The sequence below is a fragment of the Bacillus changyiensis genome (assembly GCF_027706145.1).
In the GTDB taxonomy this organism is placed as follows: Bacteria; Bacillota; Bacilli; order Bacillales; family Bacillaceae; genus Bacillus; species Bacillus changyiensis.
This window is the reverse complement of the sequence record NZ_JAQFWW010000001.1, coordinates 225,192-240,463: the sequence shown is the minus strand read 5'-3', so window position 1 is coordinate 240,463 and position 15,272 is coordinate 225,192. Positions and strand designations below refer to the sequence as shown.

General features: G+C 37.9%; 16 protein-coding genes and 1 pseudogene. 3 read left to right on the top strand and 14 right to left on the bottom strand.

The genetic code is table 11. The features are described from left to right. Positions 1–26: 26 nt before the first annotated feature. The gene (locus tag PDT38_RS01310; protein WP_270798450.1) at positions 27–371 is read right to left on the bottom strand and encodes a hypothetical protein; all 345 of its coding nucleotides are present in this window, start codon (positions 369–371) and stop codon (positions 27–29) included. A gap of 624 nt (positions 372–995) precedes the next feature. Here PDT38_RS01310 and PDT38_RS01305 point away from each other — a divergent pair. Further along, positions 996–2,248: pseudogene (locus PDT38_RS01305) on the top strand (MFS transporter). Positions 2,249–3,186: 938 nt separating this feature from the next. Here the strand turns inward: PDT38_RS01305 and PDT38_RS01300 are convergent. Next, positions 3,187–4,257: a Rap family tetratricopeptide repeat protein gene (locus tag PDT38_RS01300; protein WP_270798448.1), complete on the bottom strand. Its 1,071-nt coding sequence runs from the start codon at positions 4,255–4,257 to the stop codon at positions 3,187–3,189. Between the two features lie 312 nt (positions 4,258–4,569). On the opposite strand from PDT38_RS01300, the gene PDT38_RS01295 reads away from it, so the two are divergent. Next, positions 4,570–4,779, top strand: a complete 210-nt coding sequence (locus PDT38_RS01295) for a hypothetical protein (RefSeq protein ID WP_270798446.1) — start codon at positions 4,570–4,572, stop codon at positions 4,777–4,779. A 437-nt stretch (positions 4,780–5,216) separates the two neighbouring features. Here the strand turns inward: PDT38_RS01295 and PDT38_RS01290 are convergent, their stop codons facing one another. After that, positions 5,217–5,654: a peptidylprolyl isomerase gene (locus tag PDT38_RS01290; protein WP_270798444.1), complete on the bottom strand. Its 438-nt coding sequence runs from the start codon at positions 5,652–5,654 to the stop codon at positions 5,217–5,219. Between the two features lie 328 nt (positions 5,655–5,982). Between PDT38_RS01290 and PDT38_RS01285 the strand changes: the two genes are divergently transcribed. Continuing rightward, positions 5,983–6,858: a DUF1002 domain-containing protein gene (locus PDT38_RS01285; RefSeq protein ID WP_270798442.1), complete on the top strand. Its 876-nt coding sequence runs from the start codon at positions 5,983–5,985 to the stop codon at positions 6,856–6,858. 50 nt (positions 6,859–6,908) lie between these two features. On the opposite strand, the gene lysA is transcribed toward PDT38_RS01285, so the two are convergent. The 11 genes from lysA to spoIIAA form a co-directional block, all read right to left on the bottom strand. Continuing rightward, positions 6,909–8,225, bottom strand: a complete 1,317-nt coding sequence (gene lysA / locus PDT38_RS01280) for a diaminopimelate decarboxylase (protein ID WP_270798441.1) — start codon at positions 8,223–8,225, stop codon at positions 6,909–6,911. A 293-nt stretch (positions 8,226–8,518) separates the two neighbouring features. Next, a complete protein-coding gene (locus PDT38_RS01275; protein ID WP_270798440.1) occupies positions 8,519–10,045 on the bottom strand; it encodes a spore germination protein in 1,527 nt (508 codons plus the stop codon). Next, positions 10,038–10,607, bottom strand: coding sequence for a stage V sporulation protein AE (locus PDT38_RS01270; protein ID WP_270798437.1), 570 nt, complete (start codon positions 10,605–10,607; stop codon positions 10,038–10,040). Before PDT38_RS01270 ends, PDT38_RS01275 begins: the two co-directional genes overlap by 8 nt. Before the next feature lie 7 nt (positions 10,608–10,614). Next, a complete protein-coding gene (gene spoVAE, locus PDT38_RS01265; RefSeq protein WP_270798434.1) occupies positions 10,615–10,965 on the bottom strand; it encodes a stage V sporulation protein AE in 351 nt (116 codons plus the stop codon). 1 nt (position 10,966) lies between these two features. Beyond that, positions 10,967–11,986, bottom strand: coding sequence for a stage V sporulation protein AD (gene spoVAD, locus PDT38_RS01260; RefSeq protein WP_270798432.1), 1,020 nt, complete (start codon positions 11,984–11,986; stop codon positions 10,967–10,969). 12 nt (positions 11,987–11,998) lie between these two features. Further along, the gene (spoVAC, locus tag PDT38_RS01255) at positions 11,999–12,448 is read right to left on the bottom strand and encodes a stage V sporulation protein AC (RefSeq protein ID WP_270798429.1); all 450 of its coding nucleotides are present in this window, start codon (positions 12,446–12,448) and stop codon (positions 11,999–12,001) included. Positions 12,449–12,460: 12 nt separating this feature from the next. Beyond that, positions 12,461–12,886 carry a stage V sporulation protein AB gene (locus PDT38_RS01250; protein ID WP_270798428.1) on the bottom strand — a complete coding sequence of 142 codons (426 nt, stop codon included), beginning with the start codon at positions 12,884–12,886 and terminating at the stop codon, positions 12,461–12,463. Then, positions 12,876–13,496 (bottom strand): stage V sporulation protein AA, encoded by a 621-nt coding sequence (locus PDT38_RS01245; protein ID WP_270798426.1) that lies wholly within the window; start codon positions 13,494–13,496, stop codon positions 12,876–12,878. The genes PDT38_RS01250 and PDT38_RS01245 overlap by 11 nt, the downstream gene beginning before the upstream one ends. 142 nt (positions 13,497–13,638) lie before the next feature. Next, on the bottom strand, positions 13,639–14,406 hold the full coding sequence (sigF, locus tag PDT38_RS01240) for an RNA polymerase sporulation sigma factor SigF (RefSeq protein ID WP_270798425.1): 768 nt from the start codon (positions 14,404–14,406) through the stop codon (positions 13,639–13,641). A 12-nt stretch (positions 14,407–14,418) separates the two neighbouring features. After that, a complete protein-coding gene (gene spoIIAB / locus PDT38_RS01235) occupies positions 14,419–14,859 on the bottom strand; it encodes an anti-sigma F factor (protein ID WP_270798422.1) in 441 nt (146 codons plus the stop codon). After that, positions 14,856–15,209 carry an anti-sigma F factor antagonist gene (gene spoIIAA / locus PDT38_RS01230; protein WP_270798421.1) on the bottom strand — a complete coding sequence of 118 codons (354 nt, stop codon included), beginning with the start codon at positions 15,207–15,209 and terminating at the stop codon, positions 14,856–14,858. The genes spoIIAB and spoIIAA overlap by 4 nt, the downstream gene beginning before the upstream one ends. Positions 15,210–15,272: the final 63 nt, after the last annotated feature.

The following is a 15,272-nucleotide window of genomic DNA, read 5'->3' as shown; positions in this document are numbered from 1 at the left end:
TTTCAATATCTGAATTTGCAATCGATTTAATTCGCCACTTTCACCACTTTAATTAATCCATCAATTCGATTTTCCTTACTGAAATAAGCCTTCACTTTGTCCCCTTTTTGAATATCAGAAAGGTCTTGATTTAAATTTTTTTCGTCAAAAATAATCTTTGTTCCGTTGTCTGAGATCCCATGGTACTCAGTACCATCGATTTTTGTAATTTTATATTGAATAATGGTATAGTTCTTTTCCTCAGATGAAATGGTTTGGCTAAGTGCCGTTGAAACGTCCTGCATACTCCCATTTTTCAAATAGTAAAAACCACCTGCCAAGACCGCCGCTAACACGAACAACAGTGTGAGTTTCATTTTTATTTTTCCCATGATCATAACCCCCAGAACACATTCTGAAATATCATATGTTATATTCCTATTTTTGATGAAATAAAACAGTTTCGTTTCAGACGGAAAAATATTTGTTTATTTTATTATAACGCAAACGGGAGGCAAATCGTTTCAAATTGCAATCAAACACTTTTTAAAATCTTTTTGAATAGTGAAAAAGACCCCGTTTCAAAAGAGCTCGAAATGCCATTTATGAAAAAATTATTTTTGATTTGTGTATCCATGCTCTAGAAGGAGAACTAGACAAATCCGATCTTAAAAAAACCCAAAATTCGCTCAGTATGATAGAGAAACACTTTTTTCTTGATTAGGAAACAACTTAACAATTTTCTTAGAAAAGAAAATGTGAAAATCGAAGAGGTTATTGTATGTCATGACATGTTTGTCGAACATCTTTACTATATTAAAACGGTCGAAGGGAGAATAAAACAAAGTACCTAAAGGTATTGGAAAGCTGCTTTGAAACTAAAAAACTAGAGGCAGACTATTGGAGCTTAAACTTACATAAATTATCAATGGTTACTATTGCCCTTTAAACCAAAAATAGGATATGATGATAAAGTGTTTTGTAATAAGAAGGGTTGTAAGGGGGATTTTTGAAAAATGAATAAAGAGAATATTTGGGAAAGAAACTTTACCTTACTTTATTGTTCGAAGTTGGTGAAGGTAACCGCAGACCGTTTAGCATTTAATTCAATCCTGTGGTTTTTAATTTTAGATGGGAAAGGTGCTATTGGTACATCTTTATTAATAGCCCCTTCCTTCCACAAGCAATAATAGCACCACTCATTTCTCCTTTAATGAAAACTAACACTCTGAAATTCTGGATGCTTAGTGCAGACCTAACGAGAGCTTTACTTATGCTAATTGTTCCAGTGTGTTATTTTAATGGGTTTACACCATTATGGTTTATTATTTCGTTAATGCTGATCCATTCTGCAACTGGAGCGTCTTATGATCCAGCATCTATTTCTTTAATCCCGAAAATTGTGAAAGAAAATGTCATTCAAAAGGCAAACGCTACAATCGTATCATCAGTCGAAATTGTAAACTTATCAGCTGTTATGGTTTGTGGTGTTTTGATTGTCATGATTGGAGCGGCACAAACAATGTTAATAACACTGCCACTTTACATCATATCAGCCGGTTTGGTTCTTTTAATCAAGTACAAAACAAGTGAAGTTAAAACAAAAACAAACGAGTTAAAGCAAAAAAACACTTATTTAAGCAAATTGAGAAGAGGTTTTACTTTAGTGCGTCATCACCAAATTTTATTTCCATTAACGATTTATTGCATCTTTCTAAACTTAGGATCCGCTCCTTGGGAAGCATTATCGGCCATTTATATTTCAGAAGATTTAGACGGCAATTCAATCACTCATTCTATTCTAAGAGTCGCCACAGCAGCTGGAGCATTTCTCATGGGCTTTATTTTAACAAAGGTCAAGGTGAATCGGTATGGATTATTGTTTGTTACCGCTGGAATTATAGAAGGAACAGATTTTTTCATTACAGGTATGAACTCACTTTTACTGTTAGTCGTTATTGCTGCTTTTGTTTTAGGGGCAACAGTGAGTGCAAATAATGTTCCTGAACATACCATTATCCAAACATCTGTTGCAGATGAAGATCAACCACAGGTGTTTGCAGTCATCGGGCTTATTTCATATATCATGATTCCAGTCGGGGCTATATTAAGCGGATATGCTGCATCTGCTATTGGAGCAGGGAAAGTTATTGCCATTGGGGGGATAGTCGAAATCATTGCAGGAGTTGCAATATTAGTCTTAACAAAGTTAAGAAAAGCCAAGCGGTCAGACTTGATACTGGCGAAAGACGAATCTATAAAAATATAAACATGAAGTAGATTATTTGATAGTGGTATAATGTATTTCATACTTTTTCTTTATCTTACCGCAGGGGGCATTGTGAAATATTTTGTATTTAGCCGTTCGTTTTTCCTAATCAGCCAATAAAAAGTTATTACATCTATGAACAAACTGGAACGATATTTTTATTGTTATGGAAACAGAAGAGAAGTTCTTCGGGCTATATTATTATACAACAGCTGAATATGGCCACTGCAGCAAAAATCATAAGAAATTGTACATGATAAGCACCCTTTCTATAGTTGGATGCTTTTTTTCTCACACTCGGACAGAATGTTCAACTTTTCGTCTTTTGAAAAATTCCAGCCATGAAAAAACTCTCCTAAGGCAAACAGATTTTTTTATTTCATCTGTCTAACTTGTAGGGGGTTAGTCTATTTAAAAACGGGATGGTGTTCAACGGCTGAAGTTCTCTATAAAAAAGGAGGTCGATAAAATACGAAAGATCATATTATAAGAACCTTTATAAAAGAAATATAACTATAACTTTATGGTCTACGGGTGATTTTTTAGAAATCAACTTTTGACGAACAAAATTAAGAAAATCCCAAATACCAGACATACGAACCCCTCTTTCCCATAATATTTTGCCTATAGTCAATATGTCATAGCGCATTCAAAGAAAGAAAAAAAGCCTATCCCACAGGGACAGCTTCTAATGATCGATAAACAAACACATCAATTTCATATAATTATTTTAGTTTATAGTCAAGTTAGTACACGTTGTGCAACTTTGAAATTACCATTTGAGACATCACTTATTGTTGTTACTGCACCTACTACTATACCTACCAAAAGAACTGCACAAATTAATTCTTTTCATAAAAATTCTCCCCTTTCGATTTGCCGCTTTGCTTCGTTTGCATACCGATAAAATTCGGATGCTCCCCACGCATCTGACTTACTCAACAGGATGTTACCCACTGACTCACCGAAATCTTCCTTGTCTTCAAAATGTTGTTTTTATTAAAGAACTCAAATGCTTCCCTAACCTTGCTCAAATCATCTTCAATAAACAGCCCCTCGACCATCTCTAACTTGGCTAGGATTAACTTATTGTTGGCTTTTTCAGCAATATGTTTTGATTTGTTGAAATAATCCCTTGCACCTGTATAATCCTTCTGCTTACCCTTTGTATAAGCAATTAGAAAAAGTGCAGTAGCCATAAAGTTATTATCTTCAGGATTCGTAATAGCAAGAGATTTACAAAGGAGGGTTACTGATTTTTCGAGTTCTTCCATTTTATGATAACATAATCCAAGATTAAACAGTGCAGCACGAATTAAATATTCCCGGTTTGTTTCCTCTTTGTTCAATTTGCTCGCTGAAAGATATGTTTTTTCTGCTTTCTTCAATGCCTTGTCATATTTATAATTGTCTAACAAGTTTCCGAATTTTACAAATTCGCAACGCACCAATTGAACACCGTAAATATTTTTCCCTTCCTCGTTTGTTTGGTTTTTAAATAATCTGCATGCTTCATCAGCATAGAACATTGAAAAATGTGTTTGCTTCATATGGTAATACGCTTCAGCGATTTTAAAATAAAACTCAGCCTGTTCAAGTATTGCATCTGCCCCTAAGTTTTTGAGGCATTTTTCTGCCTGTATATAATATCTTAATGAATGAGTAAACTCCATCTGCCTGAAATAATACATCCCTGAAAAGAAATAATAATAATACTCAAGCAGACCATTAAGTTTTTTGTTGTTCATTGACGCTATAATATTGTCATAATTCGTATGTAAATCTCTCACAGAGTTAGGAAACATGTAAGACATCATTAAGTTGTGCCTAAATTCTAACAATTGATAATATAGCAGAGCATCTTGATTTTCTTCCATCTGCTTTAACTCTTTTTGTACTTCTTTTTTAGCATCCTCGGCCCCAGCTGGATCATTCTCTTTCATCCGGTTATACCAAAAATTCATTTTGACGGCAACCCAGTCATAAGGAATAATTACATTTTCTTCCAACGATCCTCCCTCCCTTTTTTCCACATATTTAACATTGTACCATGATATAGGATAAAGTAAATACATTTAAAGGAAACAACTAAAGTGAGAACCCAGTTTATTTAATTTTTTTATTGTTTCACTCGTCGTTATTCAGCATCTCTGAAATGGGGATTATAGGATTAATGATTAATGATTCGTATAGAATAGTAGAAACTCACAAAAAAGAAAAAACAAGTGATTATATAAAGTATGAAGAAGGTGAGGTAGTGCCTCGAATCCAAACGATCTATTTACCCTCCTTTTTTAAACGATAACAACGAAGATACAACTGTGAAGAAATTTAAGGATGTTGTTCGTGAAGAACAGAAAAAAATATTGGATGGTAAAAGTAAGAAAAACAATGTTGTACTTCCTCCTTCTCCATCATTAGCAAAAAAACAAAATTCACAAAAGAAACGGAACCGTATGCCTCTAATGATGAATTCGCTTTGGCATATTATTATTGGAGGACTAGCTTATTATTCTATTCCTATGTTTTAGTATCTATCCTCTGAAACTCCAAAGTTATCCCATGTAACGAAGAAAGCAGAAGACACTCTAGCAAATTTATCAAAAGGAAGTCAATGGACCAAAACAGCCAAAGACCACCTCCCTGTTTCAAATTCGGAAGCAGTTAGGTAGTGTTCGAAAGTGTCACTTCAAGTCTAAAATTCGTTAAAGAGTCGGTAAATCTAAATAAGAGATCTAGATCAATGTGTATTCTTGTTTCGTATACCCGGCAGTCCCTTAATCATGATCCTAAAAACCACCTCTAAAATCAATGTCCAATAATACATCATTGCTTACGAACATCAGAAATGTTTTATATTAAATTGAATGAAAAATAAAAAGACATGGCTCGGTATAATTCCGAACGCATGCCCTTAAATTACTCAATCTTGTCCTACTCTTCACTTAGCATGTGGAATATATTGAAGTTAACCTTCAAACACTTCAACCTTTTCCATGCCTTGCCCTTGATCCATTGACGTCACAGCATCAAGGCCTGAGGTCACTTTTCCAAATACAGTGTGAACACCGTTTAAATGTGGTTGTGGCTCATGAACGATAAAGAATTGGCTACCACCCGTATCTTTTCCGGCGTGTGCCATTGAGAGAGATCCAGCTTCATGTTGATGTGGATTCCCTTCTGTTTCACATTTAATTGTGTAGCCTGGACCGCCTGTGCCGGTACCGTTCGGGCATCCTCCTTGGCTGACAAAGCCCGGAATAACCCGATGAAATTTCAGGCCATTATAAAATCCTTCATTAGCAAGTTTTTCAAAGTTGGCCACAGTGCCTGGTGCTGCGTCTTCATATAATTCAAATTCGATTTTTTTACCGTTGGTTAACTGTATGTATCCTTTTTTAGCCATCTTCATTCTCTCCTTTCATTTTCAAACCTCATTATATAATATCAAATATTTGCTTTAAATAAACAATTATTTGGCTAAATTCATTGATTTCGATAAAATACACTTTATAAGCAAATTTTTTATGATGGGAGGTTGATGGTTGTGTTCTTTTTCTACTATGACAAAATCATCAATAAAAAGAGGAGGTATATTCATCTTAAAACCATTTGAAACTTCCCGTACTTTTTATTCGTCTATATTTCGGAACCGATGAATTTCGTTCCGGCAGGCTTCTCAAATCGAACAGCAATTCTGCCTGAAGCCTGCATTTTTAAGGAGGGCATAAAGCTTGAAAAAAACGTTATTTGGAATATTTACAGCACTGTGTTTGTTCATCTTTCCACAGATTAGCTACGCTGATGCTGCAGTAGGAGATGTCATCATCACACTCGGTAAAGACCTATCTAGCCAACAAAAACAAAAAGTACTAGATGAACTGAATCCGCCTCAAAACGCAACCACCATTGAGGTGACAAATGCTGAAGAACACAAATATTTAGGATCTTATATACCAAAAGCACAAATCGGTACAAGAGCCCTATCATCTTCATCGATTACAATTGCTGAATCAGGGACCGGTTTGGAAGTACAAACAAACCATATTACGGGCATTACAGATGAAATGTACTTAAATGCATTGATGACTGCTGGAGTAAAAGATGCAAAAATTCATGTTACAGCTCCGTTTAATGTGTCTGGAACAGCTGCTTTAACAGGATTGATGAAAGCATATGAAACAACTTCTGATAAGGCTATTCCTGAAGATGTCAAAAAAATTGCCAATAAAGAACTCGTAACCACGTCTGAACTTGGAAAAGACATCGGTAAAGAAAATGCAGCAGCTTTAGTGGCGAAAGTCAAACAAGACATTGCGAAAAATGGTGTCCCTAAAACACAAGAAGAATTGAAAAACATGATTAATCAGGCTGCATCTGATTTAAATGTCTCTTTGACAGAGGAACAAATGCAATCTCTCTTATCATTGTTTGATAAGATGAAAAATATCGATATTAACTGGAATCAAGTTGGCGATCAGCTTGATAAAGCAAAAGATAAAATTACCAACTTTCTTCATTCAGAGGAAGCTAAAAACTTTTTTCAGAAACTGATTGATTTCTTTGTTGCTATATGGAACGCCATCGTCTCCTTTTTCACAGGTGGCTGATGATTGGAAAAACACCTCTTCATCATAAAAGAGGTGTTTTTCATATCTTTTTATTTTACTTTTGATTTTAGTGGAAGATCCAATTTGATAATATCCTCATATGTCTCTCTCTGAATGACAAGCTGTGCTTCGCCATCTTCAACAAAAACGACAGCTGGGCGAGGAATGCGGTTATAATTATTGGCCATGCTATAACCATAAGCACCTGTACAAAAAACGGCTAAGAGATCACCATCGTAAACCTCTGGAACTTCCAAATCCCAAATGAGCATATCACCACTCTCACAGCATTTCCCAGCAATGGATACTGTTTGATCGCAAGCTATATTTAATTTATTCGCCACTGCCGCCTCATATTTCGCTTCATAAAGGGCTGGTCTGAGGTTATCATTCATTCCCCCATCTACTGCCACATATTTGCGAATTCCCGGAACTTGTTTTTGAGAACCAATTGTATAAAGTGTCGTGCCTGCATCTCCAACGAGAGACCTGCCAGGTTCAATCCAGATTTCAGGGATCTCAAAGCCAAAATGCTCCGCATTTGTTTTAACGGCTTCAATAATTTTTTCTACATAAAAATCTGCAGGTAATGGCTCATCCTCTTCCGTATAGCGAATGCCAAAGCCACCGCCCAAGTTTAATACTTTCGGCACATATGAATATGTCTCTCTCCACTCTGTAAGCTTTTCGAAGATTTTATCGGCAGCAAGAACAAACCCCGCTGTATCAAAGATTTGCGAACCGATATGACAGTGTACACCAAGCAAATGAAAAGCAGGGGACTGAAGAACTTTTTCAATCGCCTGTTCTACCTGACCATTGTGCAAATCAAAACCGAATTTTGAATCTTCCTGACCCGTCGTTATATAATCATGTGTATGCGCTTCAACTCCAGGAGTAATTCTTAGCAAAACGTTTACCGTTTGTTCCATCCGCTTACAAAGCTCTTCTGTTATCGCAATCTCATGAAAGTTATCAAGTACTATACAGCCAATCTGGTGCTGAAGTGCCATTTGCAACTCCGCCGGACTTTTATTATTCCCATGAAAATGAATACGTTCAACAGGAAATCCCGCTTGAATGGCTGTAAAAAGTTCGCCCCCTGAAACAACGTCCAATGACAGTCCTTCTTCTGCAGCAAGCTGAATCATCGCAACTGATGAAAACGCCTTGCTTGCATACGCGACCTGTGCTTTTAACCCGGCTTCCTGAAAAGCTTTTTGAAATTTTCTGGCGCGTTCGCGTATTAAAGCAACGTCATATACGTAAAGTGGGGTACCATATTTTTCTGCTAACGTTAAAACATCGACACCACCGATTTCAAGATGTCCTCTTTCATTTTGTCTACTAGTCCCGTGTAAAAACAATTGTCATTCCTTCTTTCTCTATCTACTGTCCGGATCACTGCCCTTAATTTTCGAATTCATATGATGTATTATAGCATTCATATCAAAACCAAAACACTTTATTTATTCAAAATTGTCATAAAAAATGATGAGTCAAACACATGCTTTCTTATAGAATAACAGAAAAATACAATTGATAGAAATAGGTCGTTATTTCAATTTGACACAAATTCTCACATCTTCGTTCACCGCAAATTTACCATTTCGACAGATGGAATTGAAAAAGAAGCTAATCACTAAGAATTAGCCTCATCTTAACTATTTGACGGTTGTCTTTCTCGATTTTTCGGTTGAACAATACTCGGTCTGATTTTCCCTCCAGGTACGGATGTCCTCACGAGAATATTCCAAAATGCTTTACCGTTAAATGGTATAAACGGCCAGAGATACGGTGTCCGTAATGAACGGATCGAGGCCATTACCAAGGTGGTTATGGTTAAGCCGATAATAAATCCTTCTACTTTAAAAAGGGCAACTAAAATAAGCATGACAAGTTTCACCATTTTATTTGCCAAGCTTAACTCATAACTCGGTGTCGTGTAGGCTCCAATTGCTGAGAGGGCAACATACAATATAACTTCAGGGGAAAATAGCCCGACATTGATCGCAATGTCCCCAATTAAGACTGCGGCGATTAGGCCCATAGCAGTTGAAAGTGCAGTTGGGGTATGGATCGCAGCCATTCTTAAAAACTCAACACCAAGATCGGCTAAAAAAATCTGCATAATGATTGGAATATGATAATTTTTGTCGTTTAAACCGATATATGATAGTCCTTCAGGCAAAAGTGAGGGCTGAATAACAAATAAGAGCCAGAGCGGCAACAAAAAGGTTGAAGCAAAAATACCAAAAAACCGTACCCACCTTAAAAAGGTTCCGACGGCCGGGGTTTGCCTGTATTCTTCCGCATGCTGGACATGATGAAACAATGTAGTCGGTGTAATGATCACACTTGGTGATGTATCAACAATAATAATTACATGGCCTTCCAAAATATGGCTCGCTGCAACATCGGCTCTTTCTGTAAATCTGACCAGTGGGAAAGGGTTGAAACCTTGGCCAACGATAAATTCTTCAACTGATTTGTCTGACATTGGCAAACCGTCGATTTTCACATTTTCAATCTCTTTTTTTAAGATGTCAACAAGGTCTGAATCTGCAACATCTTCTAAATAACAAAGACAAATATCTGTTTTAGAACGCTCTCCAATATGAAGCATTTTATAGCGGAGCCGTTCATCTCTGATACGTCGTCTAATAAGAGATGTATTGACCACAATATTCTCTACAAAGCCATCCCTTGCTCCACGAACGACTTTTTCTGTATCTGGCTCCTCCGGCGTTCTTCCTGGGTAACTTCTGACATCAACTACAAAGGCAAATCCGGTTTCTTCAACAATGATAACGACAAGACCAGACAATACTTGATCAACCGCTTCATCAAGTGTTTCCACTTTGGAAACCTGCTGGTTTAATAACCGGTTTTCAACGATTTTTTCTGGTTCTGAAGATTGCCTTTCCAGATCATTCAGATGAACCAATTCTCTTAAAAGATGAATGATGTACTGTGTATCACATAATCCGTTAACATAATAAAGCTGGATTTCACGGTCAAGGATGAAAAATTTTCGGACGCCCAGATCGAAGCTTTCTCCCATACCAACCCGCTTTTTAAAATATGCTTCATTCTTAGAAGGATCATGGAATATGTTTGTTTTCGTTTTCGTTTTCGTTTTCGTTTTCGTTTTCGTTTTTGCTTTTTCTTTTGTTTGATCACTCATCATACCCGCTCCTTTCTAAAATCAGTTCAACAGCTTTCATTGTAATCGGAGAGCCCTTTTTCACATCGTCTTTTCTGGCCATTTTTCCGATATCACCGATTCCGACGATAATCGGGACATCAAGCTGATCAAGACAATAGACTGTGTCACCACTCATCCGTTTGACATCAAATTCTTGTACACCATACTTATCGACTCCGAATTCAGTTAGTTCCCCTTCGGCATCAATGGAAACATCAATTCGTGTCCACTCTGCATGGTGGGTCTTTGAAGCAACAGCGATCACGCCGAGAACTTCAATTTGAGAATGTGATGCGACATATTTCATTGCTGCTTCTCCTGGTCCTTCTCCTGGTAAACCGGAATCATCAAACATCACAAAAACAGGATCATAAGGTGTTTGAAGGATCATTGTTACTAGTTCTGGACCGTTTTTTTCACTCGGATTCCCCATTGATTGAGAGATACAGCGTCCGCCAATTTGTCGGGCAGCATATTCAATGGCTTTTGCAGCATAAATGTCCCCATCCGTAACTAAAATAACCTTTCGTTTTACTGTCATTACGTTTTTATCCTTTCGGTTTAAAGATTAAGGCGATAAGAAAGGCAAACAAAATAGCTGCTGAAATACCGGCAGACGTCAGTTCAAAAATTCCCATACTAATTCCGATTAAACCGTGTTCCTCAGACCTCTGCATTGCTCCGTGTAAAAGAGAATGCCCAAAGCTGACAATCGGTACGGTTGCACCCGCTCCTGCGAAATCAATGAAACGATCGTAAATGTTAAAGCCATCTAAGATTGCCCCTGTCACGACAAAAGTTGACATGACATGGGCCGGCGTTAATTTCAAGACATCCAAGAGGAGTTGTCCAATCACACAAATCAAACCGCCTACAATGAACGCGATCACATATTCCATTTTACGAGTTCACCCCTTCGGCTCGTTCAAATACGACACCATGTGCAATACTAGGAATCGATTCCTTTTGTTGAATTACGGTCGGGTTTAACAGTGCTCCTGTAGCAACAACCAATACCCTATTTAATCTTCCGGCTTTTATTTCTTGAAAAATATGGCCAAATGTAACGACAGCTGCACATGCACAGCCACTTCCACCTGCAAACACTTGCTGATCTGGCGTATAGATGAGCAGCCCACAATCATTGTGCTTTGTTCCGACATTGATTCCGTCTTCTTTTAAAAGGTCTTTGACAATCGGACTTCCGACTCCTGAAAGGTCTCCAGTTAGAATCAAATCATAATCATCAGGAGTACGTCCGAGATCTTGGAGATGTTGCTTAATGGTATCAGCGGCTGCAGGTGCCATTGCTGACCCCATGTCCTGTGAATCTGTAAGCCCCAAGTCGATAACCTTGCCAACTGTCGCACTTGTGATTTTTATTTCACTTGCCTGCTGACTGAGCACCACTGCACCACTTCCTGTAACAGTTGATGTCATGGTGCCTGGTTTTTGCCCGCCATATTCTGTCGGAAAACGAAATTGTCTTTCAGCTGTTGCATTATGGCTGCTTGTTGCTGCAAGCACTCGTTTAGCAAATCCGCCATCTATCAGAGCAGACCCGATAGCTATCGACTCCATTGATGTTGAGCAGGCTCCAAACAAACAAAGAAAAGGAATTTTCAAGTGTCTTGCAACATAGTTGGCCGTGACATTTTGGTTGAGTAAATCACCTGCCAAAAAGATATCAATATCTTCTTTTGTGACATGTTGTTTTGACAAAGCAACCTGGATCGCATCTTCCATTAGCTTACGCTCTGCCATTTCCCAATTGTTCTGTTCACAATGCATGTCATCATAGGTTTTGTCAAACAAGTGCCCCAAAGGTCCTTTTTTTTCCTTAGGTCCAACTGCTGTACCGCTAGAATTGACAAACAGCGGGTTTTGGAACAACCATGTTTGTTTACCTTCTAATTTCATCATGCCTTCCTCCTAAAAAAGCTTATCAAACGCATAGCGGATCATTCCGACAATGTAAGCCGAAACAACACCAAAGACGATCACACTGCCAGCTAGTTTAAACATACTTGATCCAACCCCAAGGACAAACCCTTCACTTTTATGCTCAAGAGCAGCGCTCGCCATACTATTTGCAAATCCTGTAACTGGCACAGCTGAACCAGCACCAGCAAACTGTCCGATCCGATCGTAAACACCAAAACCTGTTAAAAGAGCTGAAATTAAGATCAATGTTGCAACCGTTGGATTTCCAGCTGTTTGTTTATCAAAGTCAAACACGTTCATATAAAAATTTTGAAAGGCTTGGCCAATCGTACAAATAAGCCCTCCCACAAGAAAAGCTTTTAAACAATTCATAAAATACGGCGGTGTAGGTTGATATGTTTTCACCTTTGCTTGATAATTATCTTTTAAGCTTGACATGAGCGTCCTCCTCTAAGAAATATGAACAAAAATGAACCATTGAAATAAAGATCCAATGATTTTTCCAAGTACAATGGCCATTAAAAGAATTAAAACTCTATCTGCCAGACCGATTCGTTTTGCTAAAATCGGCAGGACATTTAACACTTCTGTCAATGCAGCAGCAAGCATGCCAATAAAAACACCTGAAAAAAGACCAATGGGAATAAGCAACCATTTTGAGAGGAAAAATCGGTCTGTGTTTAATGTTTCCCATCCTCCAAAAACGGCTCCTAAAATAACAGCCCATTCATATGCCCGGATATAGGTTTTTGTTTTTGTCAACTGAATCAACCTAGGGATCACTCCTAGTACGGTCAGGAAAGCGACAAAACCAGACCCGACTGCTACCCCTCCTGCTAGACCGAGAAAGCTGATAAAAAGCAACTTAATGGTCATGCAGATCCTTTGTGGTTTCTTTATTTTCATTCATTGCCACGTACTGGTCTAGGTCGAGCTGATATTTAAACAATTCCACTTCCAGCGGGCTTGGTTCTTCATTAAACCGCTTTTTAAATAAGTGGTTAAAAAATAAAATCATTCCCAGACCTAAACCAATGCTATAGGGAACTTGCAAAAGATATGGGTAGTGATCCACTTCACCCGTAATCATTTCATAGAGCCGAATATGTACTTCTCTCATACTGACATCTTCATGAAAATTCATAACCGCTAGGCCAGCACCAATAAACAATAACAGCCAGACCGCGATGAAAAAAACAGGTGATAATCCTTTTTTCGAATAATGAACTTCTACAATCGTTTCTGAACTACCAACCGTTTGAACATCAAGATCTGGAAATGATTGATGAATGATTTCGATGACCTTTATGACATCTAACACCACCATGTTTTGATCTGATGGACTGACTTGGTAGACAAACAACTGTTCAAGCTTTTCTTTGTACTTGCGGTCACCTGCCACCTGTGCAATATTCCCTAGCGTAATATATTCATTTGGATCAGCCTGAAGACGGTGGCGGAGTCTAATAAAAACTTGGCGTTCCATCTCTAGTCACTTCCTATACGATGGTTATAGTTGTAGTATGTAGTTCAGTTCATTTATCATTCCACCAGATGGAAATAACCGTAATTTACCATATGTTTTTTATATAAAAAAAGAAAGCTACCGGACACAATACCGGCAGCTTCTATTGTTCATGATGATCCATTTTACTTTTGATTTGCTGTAAGATTTTTTTCTCAAGCCTTGATACTTGTACCTGTGATATGCTAAGACGTTCGGCTACTTCTGATTGCGTCTTGTCTTTGTAATACCTTAAGTAAACAATCAGTTTTTCCCTTTCATCCAAATCTTTGATCGCTTCTTTTAAAGCAATTTTATCAAACCATTTTTCTTCTGATTGATCTGCAATCTGGTCAAGTAGTGTAATTGGATCTCCATCGTTTTCATAGACTGTTTCATGAATAGATGATGGCGAACGAACGGCTTCTTGAGCCATTACAACTTCTTCTGAACTGATTTCTAAATAGTCAGCGATTTCCTGAACAGTTGGTATTCGACCATTTGACTTTGAAAGCTCATCTTTTGCCTTTCTGATTTTATTGCCTAACTCTTTGAGTGATCGGCTAACTTTGACTGTCCCATCATCTCTAATAAACCGTTGAATTTCACCGATGATCATCGGCACAGCATAAGTCGAAAACCGCACATCATAAGACAAGTCAAATTTATCAACCGATTTCAGTAAACCGATACAACCGATTTGAAAGAGATCATCAGGTTCATAGCCTCTATTCAAAAAGCGCTGAACGACAGACCAAACAAGACGCATGTTTTTTTCTATGAGGAGGTCTCTTGCTCTTTGGTCGCCATTCTGACTATTTTTAATCAATTCTTTGACTTCATGGTCTTTAAGCTGAGTGTTCTGATTTTCCTTTTTAACCTCCACATCCATAACAAATCTCCCTTAATTGCAAAGCGCTTTGCTTTTTGATAAGTGCTTTGTTAAGTGTATTGTGGTCCCCATTTCAGGTGACGAGGTAATCGAGATGCTATCCATAAAATTTTCCATAATGGTAAAGCCCATTCCTGATCTTTCAAGCTCAGGCTTTGTCGTGAATAAAGGTTGACGGGCTTCTTCCAAATCAGTAATACCGATTCCTTCATCACGAATGGTTAAATGGACAAGATGGTCCTCTAATGTAACAGAAATATAGACGTTTCCTCTGCCTGTGTTTTCATATCCGTGTATAATTGCATTGGTAACCGCTTCTGACACAACCGTTTTAATTTCCGTTAACTCATCCATCGTCGGGTCAAGCTGGGCGATAAAAGCAGCAACTGTCACCCTCGCAAATGATTCATTTTGACTGAGTGCTGAAAACTGAATACTCATCTCATTTTTCATGAGGCCACCCCCAGAGTTTCTAAGGCATGCTGTTCTGATTGTTCAAGGCGGATAATCTTAAACAGACCTGACATATCAAATAAACGCTTGACTGACGGAGAAATCGCACAGACGATCATTTCTCCGCCAAGCTGTTTAATTTCCTTATATCTTCCCAAGACAACGCCCAGCCCTGAACTATCCATAAATGATAATTCTCCAAGGTTTAAGACAATGTGGCAAATTTTGTTTTTCTGCAAATGTTCGTTGACTTTTTTTCGCAAAGCTTCTGCTGTATGATGGTCAAGTTCACCTGTCAGCCGAATACAAAGCACAGATTCTTTGACATTGAAATCGATTCCGAGGCTCATCCTCATTCCTCCTTGATTGATATCGGATTATGAGTAGTTTCGATTCGGACTTTCTAAATTCCT